Origin of the sequence: Streptomyces sp. NPDC021100, from assembly GCF_044333095.1 — a bacterium.
Classification (GTDB): domain Bacteria; phylum Actinomycetota; class Actinomycetes; order Streptomycetales; family Streptomycetaceae; genus Streptomyces.
In genome coordinates this window covers 467,663-483,836 of sequence record NZ_JBIRQH010000002.1, presented here as the reverse complement: position 1 = coordinate 483,836, position 16,174 = coordinate 467,663, and the positions used below count along the sequence as shown (strand labels likewise).

Annotated in this window: 14 protein-coding genes and 1 pseudogene; 6 read left to right on the top strand and 9 right to left on the bottom strand. The window is 74.8% G+C overall.

Annotated features, from left to right (window positions below):
* Positions 1-60: 60 nt before the first annotated feature.
* The gene (locus tag ACH4PU_RS05810) at positions 61-474 is read left to right on the top strand and encodes a hypothetical protein (protein ID WP_398266563.1); all 414 of its coding nucleotides are present in this window, start codon (positions 61-63) and stop codon (positions 472-474) included.
* 85 nt (positions 475-559) lie between these two features.
* Here the strand turns inward: ACH4PU_RS05810 and ACH4PU_RS05805 are convergent, their stop codons facing one another.
* The 4 genes from ACH4PU_RS05805 to ACH4PU_RS05790 form a co-directional block, all read right to left on the bottom strand.
* Positions 560-949, bottom strand: coding sequence for a hypothetical protein (locus ACH4PU_RS05805; protein ID WP_398266560.1), 390 nt, complete (start codon positions 947-949; stop codon positions 560-562).
* A 78-nt stretch (positions 950-1,027) separates the two neighbouring features.
* On the bottom strand, positions 1,028-1,993 hold the full coding sequence (locus ACH4PU_RS05800; RefSeq protein WP_398266557.1) for a hypothetical protein: 966 nt from the start codon (positions 1,991-1,993) through the stop codon (positions 1,028-1,030).
* Positions 1,994-2,153: 160 nt separating this feature from the next.
* Entirely contained in the window at positions 2,154-2,516 is a 363-nt protein-coding gene (locus ACH4PU_RS05795) for a DUF6233 domain-containing protein (protein WP_398266554.1), read from the bottom strand.
* A gap of 276 nt (positions 2,517-2,792) precedes the next feature.
* The gene (locus tag ACH4PU_RS05790) at positions 2,793-2,921 is read right to left on the bottom strand and encodes a DUF6126 family protein (RefSeq protein WP_221902538.1); all 129 of its coding nucleotides are present in this window, start codon (positions 2,919-2,921) and stop codon (positions 2,793-2,795) included.
* Between the two features lie 248 nt (positions 2,922-3,169).
* On the opposite strand from ACH4PU_RS05790, the gene ACH4PU_RS05785 reads away from it, so the two are divergent.
* The gene (locus ACH4PU_RS05785) at positions 3,170-5,137 is read left to right on the top strand and encodes a glycosyltransferase family 2 protein (RefSeq protein ID WP_398266550.1); all 1,968 of its coding nucleotides are present in this window, start codon (positions 3,170-3,172) and stop codon (positions 5,135-5,137) included.
* Between the two features lie 213 nt (positions 5,138-5,350).
* Positions 5,351-6,427: a hypothetical protein gene (locus ACH4PU_RS05780; RefSeq protein WP_398266547.1), complete on the top strand. Its 1,077-nt coding sequence runs from the start codon at positions 5,351-5,353 to the stop codon at positions 6,425-6,427.
* 330 nt (positions 6,428-6,757) lie between these two features.
* Here ACH4PU_RS05780 and ACH4PU_RS05775 read toward each other — a convergent pair.
* The 3 genes and pseudogenes from ACH4PU_RS05775 to ACH4PU_RS05765 form a co-directional block, all read right to left on the bottom strand.
* Positions 6,758-7,771 (bottom strand): annotated as a pseudogene (locus ACH4PU_RS05775) (glycoside hydrolase family 6 protein); the annotation flags it as partial.
* 899 nt (positions 7,772-8,670) lie between these two features.
* Positions 8,671-9,054, bottom strand: a complete 384-nt coding sequence (locus ACH4PU_RS05770) for a hypothetical protein (RefSeq protein ID WP_398266545.1) — start codon at positions 9,052-9,054, stop codon at positions 8,671-8,673.
* 138 nt (positions 9,055-9,192) lie between these two features.
* Positions 9,193-10,254 carry an ATP-dependent DNA ligase gene (locus ACH4PU_RS05765; protein ID WP_398266542.1) on the bottom strand — a complete coding sequence of 354 codons (1,062 nt, stop codon included), beginning with the start codon at positions 10,252-10,254 and terminating at the stop codon, positions 9,193-9,195.
* Between the two features lie 78 nt (positions 10,255-10,332).
* On the opposite strand from ACH4PU_RS05765, the gene ligD reads away from it, so the two are divergent.
* The 3 genes from ligD to ACH4PU_RS05750 all read left to right on the top strand — a co-directional run bounded on the left by ligD (position 10,333) and on the right by ACH4PU_RS05750 (position 13,314).
* The gene (gene ligD / locus ACH4PU_RS05760) at positions 10,333-11,382 is read left to right on the top strand and encodes a non-homologous end-joining DNA ligase (RefSeq protein WP_398266539.1); all 1,050 of its coding nucleotides are present in this window, start codon (positions 10,333-10,335) and stop codon (positions 11,380-11,382) included.
* Between the two features lie 103 nt (positions 11,383-11,485).
* Positions 11,486-11,890 carry an SH3 domain-containing protein gene (locus ACH4PU_RS05755; protein WP_398266536.1) on the top strand — a complete coding sequence of 135 codons (405 nt, stop codon included), beginning with the start codon at positions 11,486-11,488 and terminating at the stop codon, positions 11,888-11,890.
* Positions 11,891-12,114: 224 nt separating this feature from the next.
* Positions 12,115-13,314, top strand: coding sequence for a hypothetical protein (locus ACH4PU_RS05750; RefSeq protein WP_398266533.1), 1,200 nt, complete (start codon positions 12,115-12,117; stop codon positions 13,312-13,314).
* A gap of 285 nt (positions 13,315-13,599) precedes the next feature.
* On the opposite strand, the gene ACH4PU_RS05745 is transcribed toward ACH4PU_RS05750, so the two are convergent.
* Positions 13,600-14,856, bottom strand: coding sequence for an SLC13 family permease (locus ACH4PU_RS05745; RefSeq protein WP_398266530.1), 1,257 nt, complete (start codon positions 14,854-14,856; stop codon positions 13,600-13,602).
* A 120-nt stretch (positions 14,857-14,976) separates the two neighbouring features.
* Positions 14,977-15,954: a DUF6528 family protein gene (locus ACH4PU_RS05740; RefSeq protein WP_398266527.1), complete on the bottom strand. Its 978-nt coding sequence runs from the start codon at positions 15,952-15,954 to the stop codon at positions 14,977-14,979.
* Positions 15,955-16,174: the final 220 nt, after the last annotated feature.

Sequence of the window (16,174 nt, the reverse complement as noted above, 5' to 3'; positions counted from 1 at the left end):
CGGTGTCGGCCGGACGGCGGATGTCCGACAGAGAATCAGCACCGAAAGATGGGGGCGTCGATGAAGAGCGAACAGCGGCACGGGAAGCGGTACCGGGGGCGTCTCGCCCGCCGGTTGTCCGCTGTCGTCGCGCTGGCGCTGGGCACCGCTCTGCTGGCCACGCCCGCGATGGCGGCCGGCGGCCGGCCCGAGGCCCGGACGGCACAGCAGGTACGGACGGTGGCCGCCGCCGCTCCGGCCGCCGCGGCGGACGCGGGGACGCGGTCCGAGGCCGCGCCGGTGGCGCGGGACCGGCGGGCCGACGCCGGGGACCAGGTCCTGGCCAAGGAGAAGAAAAAGAAGAAGAAGGGCTTCTTCGCGAAGCTGGGCATCGCCCTGCTGATCATCCTGATCGTCGTGATCATCCTGGTGATCGTCGCGATCTGGCTGATCGTCCACTTCGTGCGCAAGGCGTTCCGCCGGCGGCGCTCCTGACGGTGGGCTTTCCCTTCCGGGGGGCTGCCGGGACGTCCCCGGGAGCCTTCCGGAAGGGGCCCCCGCCCTCCGCCGCCGCCCCCGGCTACTTCGCGCCGCGGGCCCTGCGCGGCTTCGGCGGTTCGCACTCCCGGGCGGCCGCGATGAAGGGCTCCAGCGCGTCGTGGAGCCTGTTCAGGGATTCGGGCCCCAGCTCTATCCGGTAGTACTGGACGGACGGGACGAGTCTGGTCTCGAAGTCGCCGCCGTCACCGTCGCCCTCCGAGGCCCCCACCCGCACGTCCATGCCCGGGACCGCGAAGGTGTGGAGGTGGACGTCCTCGGTCACGGCCGGATCCAGGTCGTCGTACGCCTCGACCTTCACCCATGTCTCCTGGGTGATGGACTGGTCCCCGACCGTCAGCGTCCTGCCCCCCTTCCGCACTCCCGGCTCGCCCCGCCGTGACTCGTCCACCTCGATAAACCTGGTACCCATCGGCGCCCCTTCCTCAAGATCACGTCAAATCCTAGCCCGGCCACGCGAGTTGGCCTGCGCCGCCGGGGGCGCTCCCGCTCAGCTGGTCCGGACGACCCAGGCCAGCGCGAGCCACGGGGCGGCCGCCGCGCCGGCGGCGAGGCCCCAGCCCGTCGCGGTGGCCGGGAAGCCGGTGAGCAGCGGGACGATGAGCACCGCCCCGCCGGCCAGGAACGCCGCGGCGGGCAGGTGCACCCAGGGCTCGAAGCGCCGGGCCCGGGCCACCCCCGCCTCCCGCCGGTGCATGGCGACGGCGGTGCTCAGCCCGGCGACGAGGGCGAGGATCCAGATCATCGGCCGGACCACGACACGGCCGACGGTGGACGAGAGGTCGTCGTCCCCGGCGGGGCGCACGCCCAGTTCGGGGCGGCTCGGGGCGTACAGCAGCTTGATCGAGCGGCCCTGCTCCAGCTCCCCCTGGGTCCGCACGCCGTCGACGGTCACCTGGCGCGGGCCGGAGTCGAAGGGGACGGTGACGACGATCGTCGAGCTGAACTCCTCGACGTTCCGCTCCGCCGCGCCGGTGGCCTGCGGCGTGCCGACCACCTTCGCGACCGTGAGCTGGTGGGTGCGCCCGCCGGCCCGGTTCACCTCGGCGAGCCACAGGCCGTGCGCACCGTCCGGACCGACCGCCTGGCTGAGCGCGGCGGCGCTGGTGAGGGCGATGCCGAGGCCCAGCACCCAGGAGAGGGTGCGCGACCGGGGCGGCTCGGGCCGGGCCCCGTAACCCCGGCGGGAGGCGCGGCGGCGTGCCGCCCGGCCGCGCGCGGCCCGCCGGCGGGAGGCCTCGCGGCGCAGTGCGGCCCGCCGGCGCGCGCGGTCCACCAGGGAGGCCGCGATCCAGCAGAGGGCGCAGGCCGCCGTGGCGCCCATCATCCAGAGCAGGTGGCGCTTGGGCGGCTGTTCGGCGAAGGAAACGGTGCCGTACGGGAGCACGGCGAGCAGCGCGGTGGCGTACCCGACGAGCACGGTCGCCCACCCGGTGAGCCGTGTCCCTGCCCTCATGCCCAACAACCCCGCCCAGCCATCTGATGATCTTGACGTGGACAGCGTAGTTGGTGTGCTCGCGCGGATGTACGAGTACCCGGGCGCCGGGGCGGCGCGGGAGCCCGGGCGCGGCGGGGCTCGGGGTGCGGGGGCCGGGCCCACGAGGGGTCCGCGAGGCTCAGGCGTACGGGGTGAGGAACCGCTCGGGCTGGCAGGCGTCGCAGGGGCGGACGTCGTGGGTGGCCATCTGGGCCCGTGCCTCGGCGGTCGTCAGGGTGTCCTCGCCGCCCTTCGGCACCCAGCACCCGGCGTGGTGCAGCTCCTGGAGCACGCCGCCGGAACGCCGGTAGAGGGTGATGGGCCAGACCGCGTCCTCGAAATCGGGGCGCAGGGTCCGGCGCTGGGAGATGTGCGTCTGATCGGAGTCCCCGGAGAGACGTTTGAGCACGATCTCCCGGATCCAGTCGTGCGGGGAGCGGCCGACTCGATGCGCCGCGGCCTCGATACGGTCGAGTTCGTCTGGGCTGAAGAGCTCCTCCATGACGGGGGACAGTAGCAGCGCGGAAGCCCTCCCGGCCCCCGATCCGAAGGATGATCTCACTGCGCCCACCTGCGGGTTGACCAGGGTGTACGGTTCGCTTCGGCATGTGCCCGCGGCCCTGTGGCCGCCGCCGGACGGCCGTGGCTGCGGCGTTCCGGCCGGGCATAGGACAAGCGTTTATTCATGGTGCATCGGACAGTTGGGGAAGAGCGGATTCCGTACGTTCGGAAATCACCTGTCCTTGTGAACACCCGGCCGCCCGGCGCCGCGCGCGGATCAGTGCGAGGCGTGCGACCCGAGGTAGAAGAGCAGCCAGATGAAACCGGCCAGCAGGTGGCCGAGGACGATGTAGATCAGCACGCGCCAGCCGATCGCCTTCTCGGCGTACTTCTCGCTGTCTGCCATGCCCCGCTCCCGTCGAACACCGTTCGACCATCGTAGGTCACGGTGCGGGGGTGGCCCGGCGTCATCGGTCCGGGGCCATGTGGGGGAGTGCGGGGCATGTCCGGTGTGTTTGTCACATGATCATAGGGTCGGTTTGTTAGTTTGAGGCCTCTTAGTCCCGTCTGTCCGTTTATACGGCTGGGGGTGTGGTGGTGGCGGTTTCTGCGCGAGAGGCCCGGCTTGCGGCGGCCCGGGGGAAGGCCGCGAACATGTCCGGCGAGGGGGCGGCCGCCGCCGGCCTCCCGGCGGGCGGGATCGCCGCCGGGGGCCTGCCGTTCGACGGGGGCCCGGCCGACGTCGTACCCGCCCTGGGCGGCCGCGGCGGCTCCGCCCCCGGCGGACCCGGCACCCCCGGACCGGGCGGCGGCGGCACTCCGGGCGGTCCGGGCGGCGGTGGGCCGGTCGCCCCCGCGCCGTCCGAACCCCCGCCGGACTACGACTACGACGGATTCAGCAGACTGGCGGGCGAGTTGACCGAACCCCCCGCCGGCGTCTACCGGGTCCGCTACCGGCGCCTGGTCGCCGGCGGCTTCCGCGGCCGGCTCGGGGCGCTGCTGCTGGTGACGGCGGCCCCCCTGGTCTCCCTCGCCCTGCTGGTGTGGCTGATGCAGCCGGACCACTGGGTCGAGCGCCCGTTCATCGACGGCTGGGAGCGCGCCGCCGACGCCGTGATGACGCTCTCCATCGGCCTCATCGAGACCTTCCGCCTCGTCAACGTGGTCTCCAACGCCCACGCCACCTGGGTGGCCCGCGACCCCGTCCCGGTCCGCGCCCAGCCGGGCACCCGGGTCGCGTTCCTCACCAGCTTCGTCCCGGGCAAGGAGCCGCTGTCCATGGTCCGCGCCACCCTGGAGGGCGCGGTCCGCGTCCGGCACGACGGCGTGCTGGACGTCTGGCTGCTCGACGAGGGCGACGACCCCGAGGTGAAGCGGCTCTGCGAGCGGCTCGGCGTACGGCACTTCACCCGCAAGGGCGTCGAGCGCTGGAACCAGCCCTCGGGCAGCTTCCGGGCCCGCACCAAGCACGGCAACTACAACGCCTGGCTCGACGCGCACGGCGACGACTACGAGTTCATGGCCTGCGTGGACACCGACCACGTACCGCTGCCCAACTTCCTGGAACGGATGATGGGCTACTTCCGCGACCCCGACGTCGCCTTCGTGGTCGGCCCGCAGGTCTACGGCAACTACACCACGGCCGTCACCAAGGCCGCCGAGAGCCAGCAGTTCCTCTTCCACGCCCTCATCCAGCGGGCCGGAAACGCGTACGGCGCCCCCATGTTCGTCGGCACCAGCAACTGCGTCCGCGTCAGCGTGCTCCGCCAGATCGGCGGCCTCTACGACTCCATCACCGAGGACATGGCCACCGGCCTGGAGATCCACCGCCGCCGCAACCCCGGCACCGGACGCCGCTGGCGCTCCGTCTACACCCCCGACGTGCTCGCCGTCGGCGAGGGGCCCTCCTCCTGGACCGACTTCTTCTCCCAGCAACTCCGCTGGTCCCGCGGCACCTACGAGACCCTGCTCCGCCAGTTCTGGCGCGCCGTCTGGACGATGTCCCCCGGAAGAGTGGTCAACTACTCGCTGATGGTGGCCTATTACCCGATGGCGGCCCTCAACTGGGTGCTCGGTGCCGTCTCCTGCGTCCTCTTCCTGGCCCTCGGCGCCTCCGGCATCAACGTCGAGTCCCAGGTCTGGCTGATGCTCTACGGCGACGCGGCGGCCCTCCAGGTCGGCCTCTACGTCTGGAACCGCCGCCACAACGTCAGCCCTCACGAACCCGCCGGCTCGTCCGGCACCGCGGGCATGCTGATGTCCGCCCTCTCGGCGCCGCTGTACGCCCGGTCGCTGGGCGAGGCGCTGCTGCGCCGCCGCTCCCGGTTCGTCGTGACGCCGAAGGGCGACTCCGCCAGCCCCGACCGGGTGCTGACCTTCCGCACCCACCTGACGTGGGCCGCCGTCCTCGCGTTCGCGCTCCTCGCCTCGGTCGTGCTCAGCCACGCCCACACGGCGATGCGCGTCTGGGCCTTCCTGGGGCTGCTGACGACGCTCATCCCGCTGGGCGTATGGCAGGCGGGCCTGCGGGCGCAGCGCCGCCACGGGCCGCTGCCCGCCCTGGCGGACGGCGGCCAGGAACCGGAGTCCGCCCGGCCGGTGGGGCAGCGGACGCCGGTGTAGCCGGGCGGGACGGAACCGGCGGGCCGGTACGGCGCGGCGGGGTCGCGCGGCGCGGGGTGAACCGGGCGTCGTGCCCGGAAACCCGTTGACAGACTTTCACTGTGTGTAATTGAGTGTACTCATACGTGTATTCGATTACGTGTATTTCGATCTGGGGGGATCATCATCGCTGCCAAACACACCGGCCTGGCCGTCGCCTGCTGTGCGCTCGTCGTGGCGAGCACCGCGGTGGCCTGTGGCACGGAGGAGAAGCTCGACGCCGGGGCCAAGGTGGAGAGAGCGTTCGATCGGCTGGGGGAGGAGAGAGCCGTCGCCATGGAGTTCGCGCTCGACGCGAACGCCGACGCCGTCCACGACGCGCTGAAGGACGGGAAGGACGGGAAGGACGGGAAAGACGGGGTCGACCGCGAGGCGGCCGGCATCCTCGCCGGCCTGAAGGTGAGGTACGCCGTCGTGTCCGACAGGCCGCTGAAGGAGCAGGACGACGGCAAGGGTGCGCACCGGGCGTCCGCCGCCGGGCAACTGGCCAAGAAGGACGGCACGGTCCTGGCGGAGCTGCGGTCGGTCGACCGGAAGATGTACCTCCGCGGCGACCTCAAGGCGTTCGCCGGGATGGTGAAGCCCAAGAACGCCGAGGAGCGGTCCGAACACCGGGACTTCGACGAGGCGTTGAAGAGGATCGACCGGATGCCGGACTCGCTGGCCGCGGTCAGGAACGCCCTCAAGGGGGAGTGGGTCGTCCTCGACGCACGGGAGTTCGAGGAGCTCGCGAAGAAGAAGAGCGAGCGGGACGGCGGTACGGGCTCCTCCGGCGAACTGGACGCGAAGACGCGCAAGCGGGTCACCGACGCCTTCCGGAAGACGCTCACCGACAACTCCACGGTCAAGGAGGCCGGCACCAGGAACGGCGCCGAGCACGTAAAGGTCACCGTCCCCGCCCGCAAGGCCGCCGGGCAGCTGTCCGAGGCCCTCAAGCCGCTGGAGAAGCAGCTCCGCGCGGCGGGCAAGGGCAAGGACCTGGGCGCCCTGGAGAAGGCACCGGACAAGGACGTCGTCTTCGAGGTCGCCTTGAAGGGCGGCCGGCTGTCCGCCGTCACCGTCGACATGGCCGCGCTGGACAAGGAGGTACGGGCCCCGCTGCCACTGAAGGTCGGCTTCGACAGCACGTCCGTGACGGTCGACGCGCCCTCCGGCGCGCGGAAGCTCTCGGCGCGCGAGGTGACCGAGGCGCTGATGCGGATGGTGGGGGCCGACGCGGACAGGCTCGGCGGGGCCGACCGGGGCCTCTGAGGCGCAACGGCGGCGTCAGCCGCCCGGCGTCGCGGGCAGGGGGCGTGCCAGGGGCGGTGGCGCGGCGGCCGGCGCGGGCGGTGGGGCCGCCGGGGGCCCGGCGGGCGGTACGGGCGCCGCGCCCGGGCCCGCCGCCGGTGCCGGAGCGGGGCCCGTTTGCTGTGCGACAGGCGTCTGTGCGACAGGCGTCTGCTGGGCGGGAGGCGAGGGCTGGGCCGGGGGTGCGGGGGGCGGCGCCGGGGACACCGGTGGGGCCGCCGTGGCCGGTGGTGGCACGGCGGCCTCCGGCGATGCCTCCGGTGGCGCCTCCGGCAGCGTCGGCTCCGTCGTCGCCAGGCCCAGCGCGTACTCCGCCCACCAGTGCCCGGCGGGCGGCGCGCCCCGGCAGGCGCCGTCCGACTCACCGGGCCGCTTCACCCACACCAGGGCGTCCACCAGCGGGGCGCCCGTCACCGTGGTGGGGGGTGTGCCCAGGGCGCGCCCTGGCGGATTGCACCACGTCTCGTCGCCGGCGTCCTCCTTGCCCTCCTGCCGGGGCAGCGGACCGTTGCCGTTGCGGCTGGTGTCGATGATGTAGTGGGCCCCGCCGAGGAGGGCGGACAGCCGGTCGCCGTAGGCGCGGGTGACGGACGTGGTGTGGAAGTTGGAGACGTTCAGCGCGAAGCCGTCCGCGTGCTCCAGCCCCGACCGGCGCAGCAGGTCCGCCAGCCGCGGCTGGTCGGAGACCCAGCCCGCGTTGCCCGCGTCCAGGTACACCGACGTCCGGGGCAGCGCCTTGAAGGCCCGTACGGCCTCGGCGAGCAGAGCCGGCCGCTCGGCCGGCGCCTCCGGCGGGGACGAGCAGCCCGTGGCCAGGTGGGCGAGGGCGTCCGGTTCGAGCACCACCCAGGCGCGGCGGTCGCCGATGCCCTCCGCGGCCCGGGCCACCCACCGGCGGTACGCCGCCGCGTCGGGCGCCCCGCCCGAGGAGTACTGGCCGCAGTCGCGGTGCGGGATGTTGTACGCCACCAGCAGTGGTACGCGTCCGGCGGCGGCCGCCGCGCGCGTCACCCGCTCCGCCACCGCCCGGGGATCGTCCCCCGGCAGCCAGACGGCCGCGGGGCGGTCGGCGATGCGCCGCAGCGCCTCCGCGTCGCCCTCCCGCCCGCGCTCCTGCCAGACCCGTACCTGACGCGCGGCCGGACCGGCGGGCTCCACCCAGAACGGGGAGGCCCCGGCCGTCACCCCGTCCGCGGCTCCCGCCTGCCCCGGGCACAGCGGCAGGCACACCGCCCCCGCGCTCGCCAGCAGAACGGCACCCCGACGGGCGTGCACGAGAACGCGGGCCGGACTCGTGGTGCGCATGGGCTCCACCCTTCACCTGGGCAACCGTGGTCGTACCAGGCTGTAAGGTGGCGGGCCGTCAGGTCGCGCGGGCTTGCGCCGTGTGGGTCGGCCGCTGGGCCGGCCGGGTGAGGGGGCGGCTCGCGCCGCGGGGTCGGGTACGGGTGCGGGGCTCCCGCTTCCGGTCGCCGTTCGCGGCATCGTGCCCGGTCGGCGCCGGAGGTGAAGGACGGTTCCGGGCCGGCGCGCACGTCTCCGCCGGTGGCGGGCTGGGCGGGCGGCGAGCGGCGCGGGCTCCGGGGGTCTGCGGCCGGCCGGCCTCGCGCGGCGCCCAATCCGTTCATGGCACCGTGTCGGGTCGGCGCCGGAGGTGAAGGACGGTTCCCGGCCGGCACGCACGCCTTCGCCGATGGCGGGCTGGGCGGGCGGCGAGCGGCGCGGGCTCCGAGGGGCTGCGGCCGGCCTCGCGCGGCGCCCGAACCGTTCACGGCATCGTGCCGGATCGGGCCTGAGGTGAAGGACGGTTCCGGGCCGGCGCGCACGTCTCCGCCGGTGGCGGGCCGGGCGGCCCGCGAGCGGTGCGGGCCCCCCGGGGCCCTGCGGCCGGCCGGCCGCGCGAGCGCCCAACGGCCGCAACTGGCGCCCGGCCGGCCTGGCTCGGCAGCGCCCCCGGTCGCCCTCGCCCGGTGCTGGGCCGACCTCGCGCGGCGTCGGGCGACTTCACACGACGCTGTCAAGCGCACGCGGTGCCCGGCGACCTCTTGTGCGCCCACCGGGCGCTCGACGAGGTCGGCCCTGTACGGCGCAGGCCGACCTAATGGGGCGCCCTGGCGGCCGCACAGGGCGCCCGGCAGACCTCGCGCGACGCTTCGCCGGCCGCACGCGGCATCGGCCGGGGCCTCGTCCGGCCGGAGAGCCCGTCAGCCGTCCTCGATGTCCGAGATGAGCTTCGTGCTCAGATCGCTCTGCACCGCCAGCCGGGTGTGCCCGGCGTCCGGGCCGGTGCCCCAGGTGAGGGTGACCGTGGTGAACAGGTGCCCCGCGCCGGAGTCGTGGTAGCGGACCTCCCAGTGGGTGGGCACGTCCTGGGCGCGCAGGACGCCGTCGGCGTGGTTGGCCTCCTCCCAGGCGGCCAGCCGCTGCCGGAGGTCCTCCGTGAGGTAGTGGGCGCGGAGCTCCGAGCCCAGGTCGTCGATCCCGTCGTCGACGGCGTCGATGTACGCGCCGTAGAAGTCGGCCACCCGGTCGGCGGCCGAGTCGGGGCTCCCCTCGCGCACGGGGTTGCCCGCCTGTTCGTCCGACATGAACTCCCCCCAGATACACGGTGGTTCAGATCGCTCTCTTGCTAACGAACTACCCTTGTTCCGCCGGAATAGGCCCTTCAGGTGAATGTCACCGCATATCTCGGTATGGGCGTACGAGTGTTGAGGGAGCCCCCGGCGCTAACCCCCCAGCACCTCCGCCAAGTCGTACGACACCGGCTCCTCCAGCTGCGCGTACGTGCACCCGTCCGGCTCGCGGTCCGGGCGCCAGCGGCGGAAGCGGGCGGTGTGCCGGAAGCGGTCGCCCTGCATGTGGTCGTAGGCGACCTCGCAGACGCGCTCCGGGCGCAGCGGGGCCCAGGAGAGGTCCTTCTTGCCCGTCCAGCGGCTGGGGCCGCCCGGGAGGCGGTCGGTGGCCTGGGCGTCGGCGTCCGCCCAGTCCTGCCACGGGTGGCCCTCGGCGGTGGGCATGCGCAGCGGTTCCAGCTCCGCCATCAGCTCCTGGCGCCGCTTCATGGTGAACGCGCCGCACACGCCGACGTGCTGGAGCCGGCCCGCGGCGTCGTACAGGCCCAGCAGCAGCGAGCCGACCACCGGTCCGCTCTTGTGCGGGCGCAGGCCCGCGACGACGCAGTCGGCCGTCCGCTCGTGCTTGACCTTGACCATGGCACGCTCGCCGGGCCGGTACGGCAGGTCCGGCGGCTTGGCGATCACCCCGTCCAGGCCGGCGCCCTCGAACCGCTCGAACCAGCCGTGCGCGACGTCGAGTTCGTAGGTGACGGGCGCGGTGAAGACCGGGTCGCCGGCGTCCCGGAGGGCGTCCTCCAGCGCCCGGCGGCGCTCGCGCTGCGGGGTGGCGAGCAGCGACGCGTCGCCGAGGGCCAGCAGGTCGAAGGCGACGAACGCGGCGGGGGTGGTCTCGGCCAGATGGCGTACCCGCGAGGCGGCCGGGTGGATGCGCTCCAGCAGGGCGTCGAAGTCCAGGCGGCCGCCCCGGGCGACGACGATCTCGCCGTCCAGCACACAGCGTTCCGGCACGTTGTCCTTCAGGGCCGCGACCAGCTCCGGGAAGTAGCGGGTCAGCGGGCGGCCCGAGCGGCTGCCCAACTCCAGCTCGTCGCCGTCCCGGAAGACGACGGCCCGGAAACCGTCCCACTTGGCCTCGTACTGCATGCCCGGAGGGATCGTCGCCGCGGGCTTGGCCAGCATCGGCTCCACGGGCGGCATCACCGGAAGGTCCATGATCCCGATTGTGCGGGCGGCGGCGCCGGCCCGCCCGCCGACAGGCGCCCGGGCCCCCGGACGCCTTAGCGTGGCCGCATGGCAGAGACGCTGGAGCTCACCGTCGGCGAGCGGACGGTACGGCTGTCCAACCCGCAGAAGGTCTACTTCCCGGAGCGCGGCTACACCAAGTACGACGTCGCCCGGTACTACCTGAGCGTCGGCGACGGCGTGCTGCGCGCCCTGCGGGACCGCCCGACCACCCTGGAGCGCTACCCCGACGGCGTCGAGGGCGAGTCGTTCTTCCAGAAGCGGGCGCCCAAGAACCTCCCCGACTGGATCCCCACCGGCCGGATCGCCTTTCCCAGCGGCCGGTACGCCGACGAGATCTGCCCCACCGAGACCGCCGCCGTCCTCTGGGCCGCCAACCTCGGCTGCCTCACCTTCCACCCCTGGCCCGTCCGGCGGGACGACACCGACCACCCCGACGAGCTGCGCATCGACCTCGACCCGCAGCCCGGCACCGGGTACGCCGACGCCGTGCGCGCCGCCCTCGCCCTGCGCGGGCTCCTCGACGAGCTGGGGCTGACCGGCTGGCCCAAGACCTCCGGCGGCCGGGGCCTGCACGTCTTCGTGCCGATCGCCCCGCGCTGGACCTTCGTCCAGGTGCGGCGGGCCGCCATCGCCGTCGCCCGGGAGCTGGAGCGGCGGATGCCCGAGCACGTCACCTCCGCCTGGTGGAAGGAGGAGCGCGGGGCCAAGGTCTTCGTCGACTACAACCAGACCGCCCGCGACCGCACCATCGCCGGTGCCTACTCCGTCCGGCCCCGCCCGCACGCCCCCGTCTCCGCGCCGCTCCGCTGGGACGAGCTGGAGAGCGCCGTTCCCGAGGACTTCGACATCACCACCATGCCGGCCCGCTACGCCGAACTCGGCGACGTGCACGCGGGCATGGAGGACCACCCCTGCGCCCTGGACGCCGCCCTGGAGCTCGCCGCCCGTGACGAGCGCGAGCACGGGCTCGGCGACCTGCCGTACCCGCCGGAGCACCCCAAGATGAAGGGCGAGCCCAAGCGCGTCCAGCCCAGCCGGGCGAAGAAGAAAGAGGAGGGCCAGGCCGGGAAGGGCGGGAACGGTACCGCCATCTGACGGCGTGCCAGTCGGCCCTATCACCCATTGTCAGCGTTTAACCGGACATCACGTGTGGAACCTGGGCAATGCTCTGTTTCCCACCTCGTACCAGAGGAGTTCCATGTCCAGGAGACTCGCGACCCGTGCCGGCCGGCTCACCGCCGGCGTGCTGGCGGCGACCGCGGCGGGTACCGCGCTGCTCGCCGTTCCGGCCGAGGCGACGCCCGACGGCGCCGCCCGGGCGTACGGCACGGTCAGCGCCCGCACCGGCGTCAACGAGCGCGCCCTGCCCAGCACCGACGCCTCCGTGCGCGGCATCCTGCGCCACCGGATCCAGATCGGGCTGCGGTGCAAGGTCCGCGCCCAGGACATCGGCGGCAACAACGTCTGGTACCAGCTGAGGGACCGCCAGACCTGGGTCGCGGCCAAGTACATCGACGACAAGGCCGCCAACGTCCCCTACTGCAGGATGCTCAACCGCAGCGCCATGGACGACAGCACCCAGTCGCGCAACGCCATGGGCTGACGCGCCGCAGGGCGCACCGGGTCCCGTCCGCGCGCGGACGGGACCCGCCACCCCGCGCGCACGGGGTGATTGCCGGAGCCGATACGAGTGGTGGCGCCTACAGTTGCCTCACGTACTGCACGGAACGTCTTGCACGGACGCGGGATCCGGCACCGGGCCCGGCGTCCGGCACCGGGCGCCGCACCGGGCCACGAGTCTCCGTATCGGCCGGAAGGAAGAACGCGTTGGACCACCTGACCCATGGCTGTGTTCTGCTGCTGGACGGCACCCCCGACCGGCGGCGGGGCCTGGTGCCGAACCCGACCGCGCACGCCGTCGCCGGGGCCGGGCCGCGCGGTTTCCTCGCCGCCCCGACCGCGGACGTGGTCCAGCTCCCGGCGATGGCCGGGCCGCAGAGCGTCCTGGCCTACCTCCGTGACGCCGCCACCGTCCCCGGGCCCCTGCTGGTGTGGGTCACCGGCCACCTGATGGTGCCGGCCCGCAAGGGCGGCGAGGTCCACCTCGCGCTCCGCGACAGCACCCCCGGCACGGTCCGCTACACCGGACTGCCCTGGGAGTGGCTGACCCGCACCCTCGGCGAACACGCCGGACCCACCCTGCTGGTGGTCGACGTCGAGGCCGACCAGAGATCCTGGCCGCACGTCGCCGCCGCCGTCCGGGACGGCCGGCTGACCGCGGGGCCGGCGGTGTGCGGCGTCGTCATCCCCAGTCCGGACCGCGCCCCCGCCGACGCCTCGCCCTACACCCGGGCCTTCCTCACCGCTCTCGACCTCGGGCACCCCACGGCCGGGCCCGTTCTCGACCCGGCCCTGCTGCACCAACTCGCCCTGGACCAGGCGGGACTGCCGGACGGCCGGCTGGTCCTGCGGCACGGCACGCCCGGGCCCGTCCTCGCCAACCCCGCGCACGCCGCCCCGGCGCCGGCCGGGGCCGTCCCCGCGCCCGCCGCTCCGGCGGCCGCTCTCCCGGCCGAACCCCCGCGGCAGGAACCGGCGCCGGCCCGTGAGGAGGACGCGCTGCCGCGGATCCTGGCCGCCGCCAACGCCGGCCGGCACAACGAGGCCGCCGCCATGGCCGCCGCCTGGGAGCAGCAGGTGCTGCGCCGGCACGGGCCGCAGAGCGCCGAGGCCGGACTGTGGATCGAGGTCCGCGCCGACCTCGCCCGGCTGGCCGGCGACCACCCGCGCGCGGCCGAACTGTGGATGTCCGCCGCCGCCAACCGGCTGGCCCGCGGCGGCCCGACGGACGCCGAGGCGGTCGCGGCCCTCAAACGCGCCCACTACTGCTGGCAGCACAGCGGGGACCGGGCGTCGCTGCTCGCGCCCGCCCTGCTCGCCCTGTGGGAGCAGGTGCCCGGCAGCCTCGACGCCGCCGCGGACGTCCGCGCCCGGCTGGCGGAGGGACCGCGTCCGGTCTCTCGGTGAGGGGTGGCCGAACGTCCGGGCGGGGGTGCGGCCATGGCCCCCGCGGTACTCAGGGCCCGTCGGCCCCGGCCGGGCCGAGCGGCCCGGCGTGGGCGCCGGGCGCGGTGTCGGCCGCCCCCGGGCCGGTGGTGTGCGGCAGGACGACGTCGGCGGCCCCGGGGGCGTGCGAGCGGACGGAGCCGACGCGGACGGGCCGGCCCTCCGGAATCGGGACGATGACGGGTCAGGACGATGGTCCCGGCCTCCCGTGCCCGGCCTCCTTCCCCCGCCCGTCGGCGGGCGGTGTCAGGCTCCGATGAGGGCGAGCGACGCCCACAGCGCCACCACCGACAGCACCAGGGAGGCGGGCACGGTGAGCAGTCCGAGCCGGGTGAACTCGCCCAGCGCGACCTCCTCGTCGTGCTCGTGCACGATGCGCCGCCACAGCAGCGTGGCCAGGGACCCGGTGTAGGTGAGATTGGGGCCGATGTTGACCCCCAGCAGTACCGCGAGGACCGCGCCGGGACCGGCGGAGGCGGTCAGCGGCAGCAGCACCAGCACGGCGGGGAGGTTGTTGACGAGGTTCGCCAGCAGCGCGGCCAGGGCCGCGAGGGCGAGCAGGGCCCACAGCCCGGTGCCGTCCGGGACCAGCCGGCCGAGGCCGGTGGCGAGCCCGTTGTCGACGACCGCGCGGACCAGGACGCCCAGGGCCAGGACGAAGGCGAGGAACGGTACCGACGCGGCCCGGAGCAGGGCGCCGGGCGTCGTACGGCGCCGGGCCAGGGCGCGGACCGCGAGCACCGACGCCCCGGCGAGGGCGGCCCAGGCGGGCTCGACACCGAACGCGGAGGTGACGACGAAGCCCGCGAGCGTACCCGCCACCGTGGCCAGGGCGAACACCGGCACCTCGTCCCGCCCGGCGGAGGGTGGCGTCCCGGCACCGGCCGCCAGGTCGGCGGCGAAGTACCGCCGGAACACCAGGTACTCCGTCCCGATGGCGACCAGCCAGGGCAGTGCCATCAAGGCGGCGAACCGGGTGAAGTCCAGACCGGTCGCGTCGAACGCCAGGAGGTTGGTGAGGTTGGAGACGGGGAGGAGGAGCGAGGCGGTGTTCGACAGGTGGGCGCAGGCGTGTATGTGCGGACCCGGCCGGGCGCCGAGCCGGGCGGCGGTGGCGAACACCACCGGCGTCAGCAGCACGATCGTGGCGTCCAGGCTGAGCACCGCGGTGATCAGCGAGGCCACGGCGAAGACCTGCGCGAGGAGCCTGCGCGGCCGTCCGGCGGCGGTACGGGCCATCCAGGCCCCACAGGCCCGGAACAGCCCCTCGTCGTCGCACAGCCGGGCGAGGACCAGGACGGCCGCCAGGAAACCGATCACCGGCCCGAGCCGCCCGGCCTCGGCGCGGGCGTGTTCCGGGGAGACCGCCCCGGCGAGGACCACCAGAGCGGCCGCCGGAACGGCGAACACCGCCTCGGACCGCCCCCAGGGACGGACCACCGTGCAGGCCAGCACCGCCAGGAGCAGAACGACGGAGAGGGACTCGGCCAGGGGAGCGCTCATCGGACGGTTCCCGTGCGGGGTACGCGGGCGGGCGTCGGCCGGGGCGGTGCGGTCGGGCGTCTTGTCACCGGGAAAGTGTGCAGGACGGCCGCGGGTCCCCGCCGTGCGGGGGCGGGGGCGTCAGTCCCGGCGCGAGGTCCACCAGCGGGCCTTGTACATCGCGCCCCGCACCATCCGCTTGGTGCCGTCCGGCTGGTGGAACGTCAGGACGGACGTGCACCAGACGCAGGCGTGCCCCGGTTCGGGCCGGGCCATCAGGATCCGGCCGGTGGCGGGGTCGTCGCCGATGCTCTTGACGCCGGGGGCGCTGATACGGGAGCTCAGCGGGTAGTCCACGAAGCGGTGCCGGCCCGTCGCGTACTGGTGGACGGCCGTGCCGGTGGTCACCCAGAGGCGGCCCTTCGTGCCGAGGACGGGGGCCAGGTCGTGGCCGTCGCGGGTCGGCAGGGCGCTGCGGTGGACGACGACCAGGCCGGGATCGTCGGCCGGCCCCTCCACCCGCAGGGCGACGAGCTCCCGGCTCCCGAGCGCCCACAGCAGCCGGGTCCGGGGGTCCCAGTGGACGCCGTGCGCGCCCCGCAGCGGCACCTCCGCGTGGCGGGTGGCGCGGGAGCCGGCCGAGGCCGCGTAGACGCGGACGAAGCCGCCGGTGCTGGCCGCGACGGCGACGTTGCCGTCGGGCAGCAGGTCGATGCTGTGCGCGTTGCCCGGCCCGGTGTGGGCGGCCCAGTACACGTCCCGCCCGGGGTACCCGACCACCGCCGCCAGCCCGCCGGAGGCGGTGGCCAGCAGATAGCGGCGGCCGCCGAGTTCGCGGAGCTTGGCCTCGCTCGGGTTGCTCCACGACGCGCCGGGGTCCAGATCGGCGAGGCCCGCCTGGCCGTCGGCGCTCCACGACCACAGGACGCCCGTGCCCCGGCCCACGTCCCAGCTCCGCGGCTCGGACCGGAGGACGTACACGGCCCGGCTCGCCTGATCGGCCGCGACGATGGGCGTCCCCGCCGCGCCCCGGCCCCCGCCCGCCCGCGGCTGCGCGCCGGCGGCGGGGCCGGTCAGCGCGACGGTGGCCAGGAGGGCGGCCGTCAGCAGGCGCCGCACGGGCGGTCCGGGTCAGGGGTGCGCACGAGGGCCAGAATGGGCCGGACGGCGGGGGGCGGCGCGGCGCCACGCCCGGCGGGGCCGGGAGTTCGCCCCGGGGAGTGCCCGCCGGGCGCGGCGGTGACGGGGTGGCGGTGCGGCGTTCGGTACTCGTCGCCGCCGGAGCGGGTGGAGCGGGCGGACGGAGGCGCGCCCCCGTTCGGCACCGCCCGCCCCCGTA

Bases quoted from the DNA above. Each gene is read 5' to 3' on its own strand.
- ACH4PU_RS05810 (WP_398266563.1), top strand. From the start codon at position 61: ATGAAGAGCGAACAGCGGCACGGGAAGCGGTACCGGGGGCGTCTCGCC.
- ACH4PU_RS05805 (WP_398266560.1), bottom strand. From the start codon at position 949: ATGGGTACCAGGTTTATCGAGGTGGACGAGTCACGGCGGGGCGAGCCG.
- ACH4PU_RS05800 (WP_398266557.1), bottom strand. From the start codon at position 1,993: ATGAGGGCAGGGACACGGCTCACCGGGTGGGCGACCGTGCTCGTCGGG.
- ACH4PU_RS05795 (WP_398266554.1), bottom strand. From the start codon at position 2,516: ATGGAGGAGCTCTTCAGCCCAGACGAACTCGACCGTATCGAGGCCGCG.
- ACH4PU_RS05790 (WP_221902538.1), bottom strand. From the start codon at position 2,921: ATGGCAGACAGCGAGAAGTACGCCGAGAAGGCGATCGGCTGGCGCGTG.
- ACH4PU_RS05785 (WP_398266550.1), top strand. From the start codon at position 3,170: ATGTCCGGCGAGGGGGCGGCCGCCGCCGGCCTCCCGGCGGGCGGGATC.
- ACH4PU_RS05770 (WP_398266545.1), bottom strand. From the start codon at position 9,054: ATGTCGGACGAACAGGCGGGCAACCCCGTGCGCGAGGGGAGCCCCGAC.
- ACH4PU_RS05765 (WP_398266542.1), bottom strand. From the start codon at position 10,254: ATGGACCTTCCGGTGATGCCGCCCGTGGAGCCGATGCTGGCCAAGCCC.
- ligD (WP_398266539.1), top strand. From the start codon at position 10,333: ATGGCAGAGACGCTGGAGCTCACCGTCGGCGAGCGGACGGTACGGCTG.
- ACH4PU_RS05755 (WP_398266536.1), top strand. From the start codon at position 11,486: ATGTCCAGGAGACTCGCGACCCGTGCCGGCCGGCTCACCGCCGGCGTG.
- ACH4PU_RS05745 (WP_398266530.1), bottom strand. From the start codon at position 14,856: ATGAGCGCTCCCCTGGCCGAGTCCCTCTCCGTCGTTCTGCTCCTGGCG.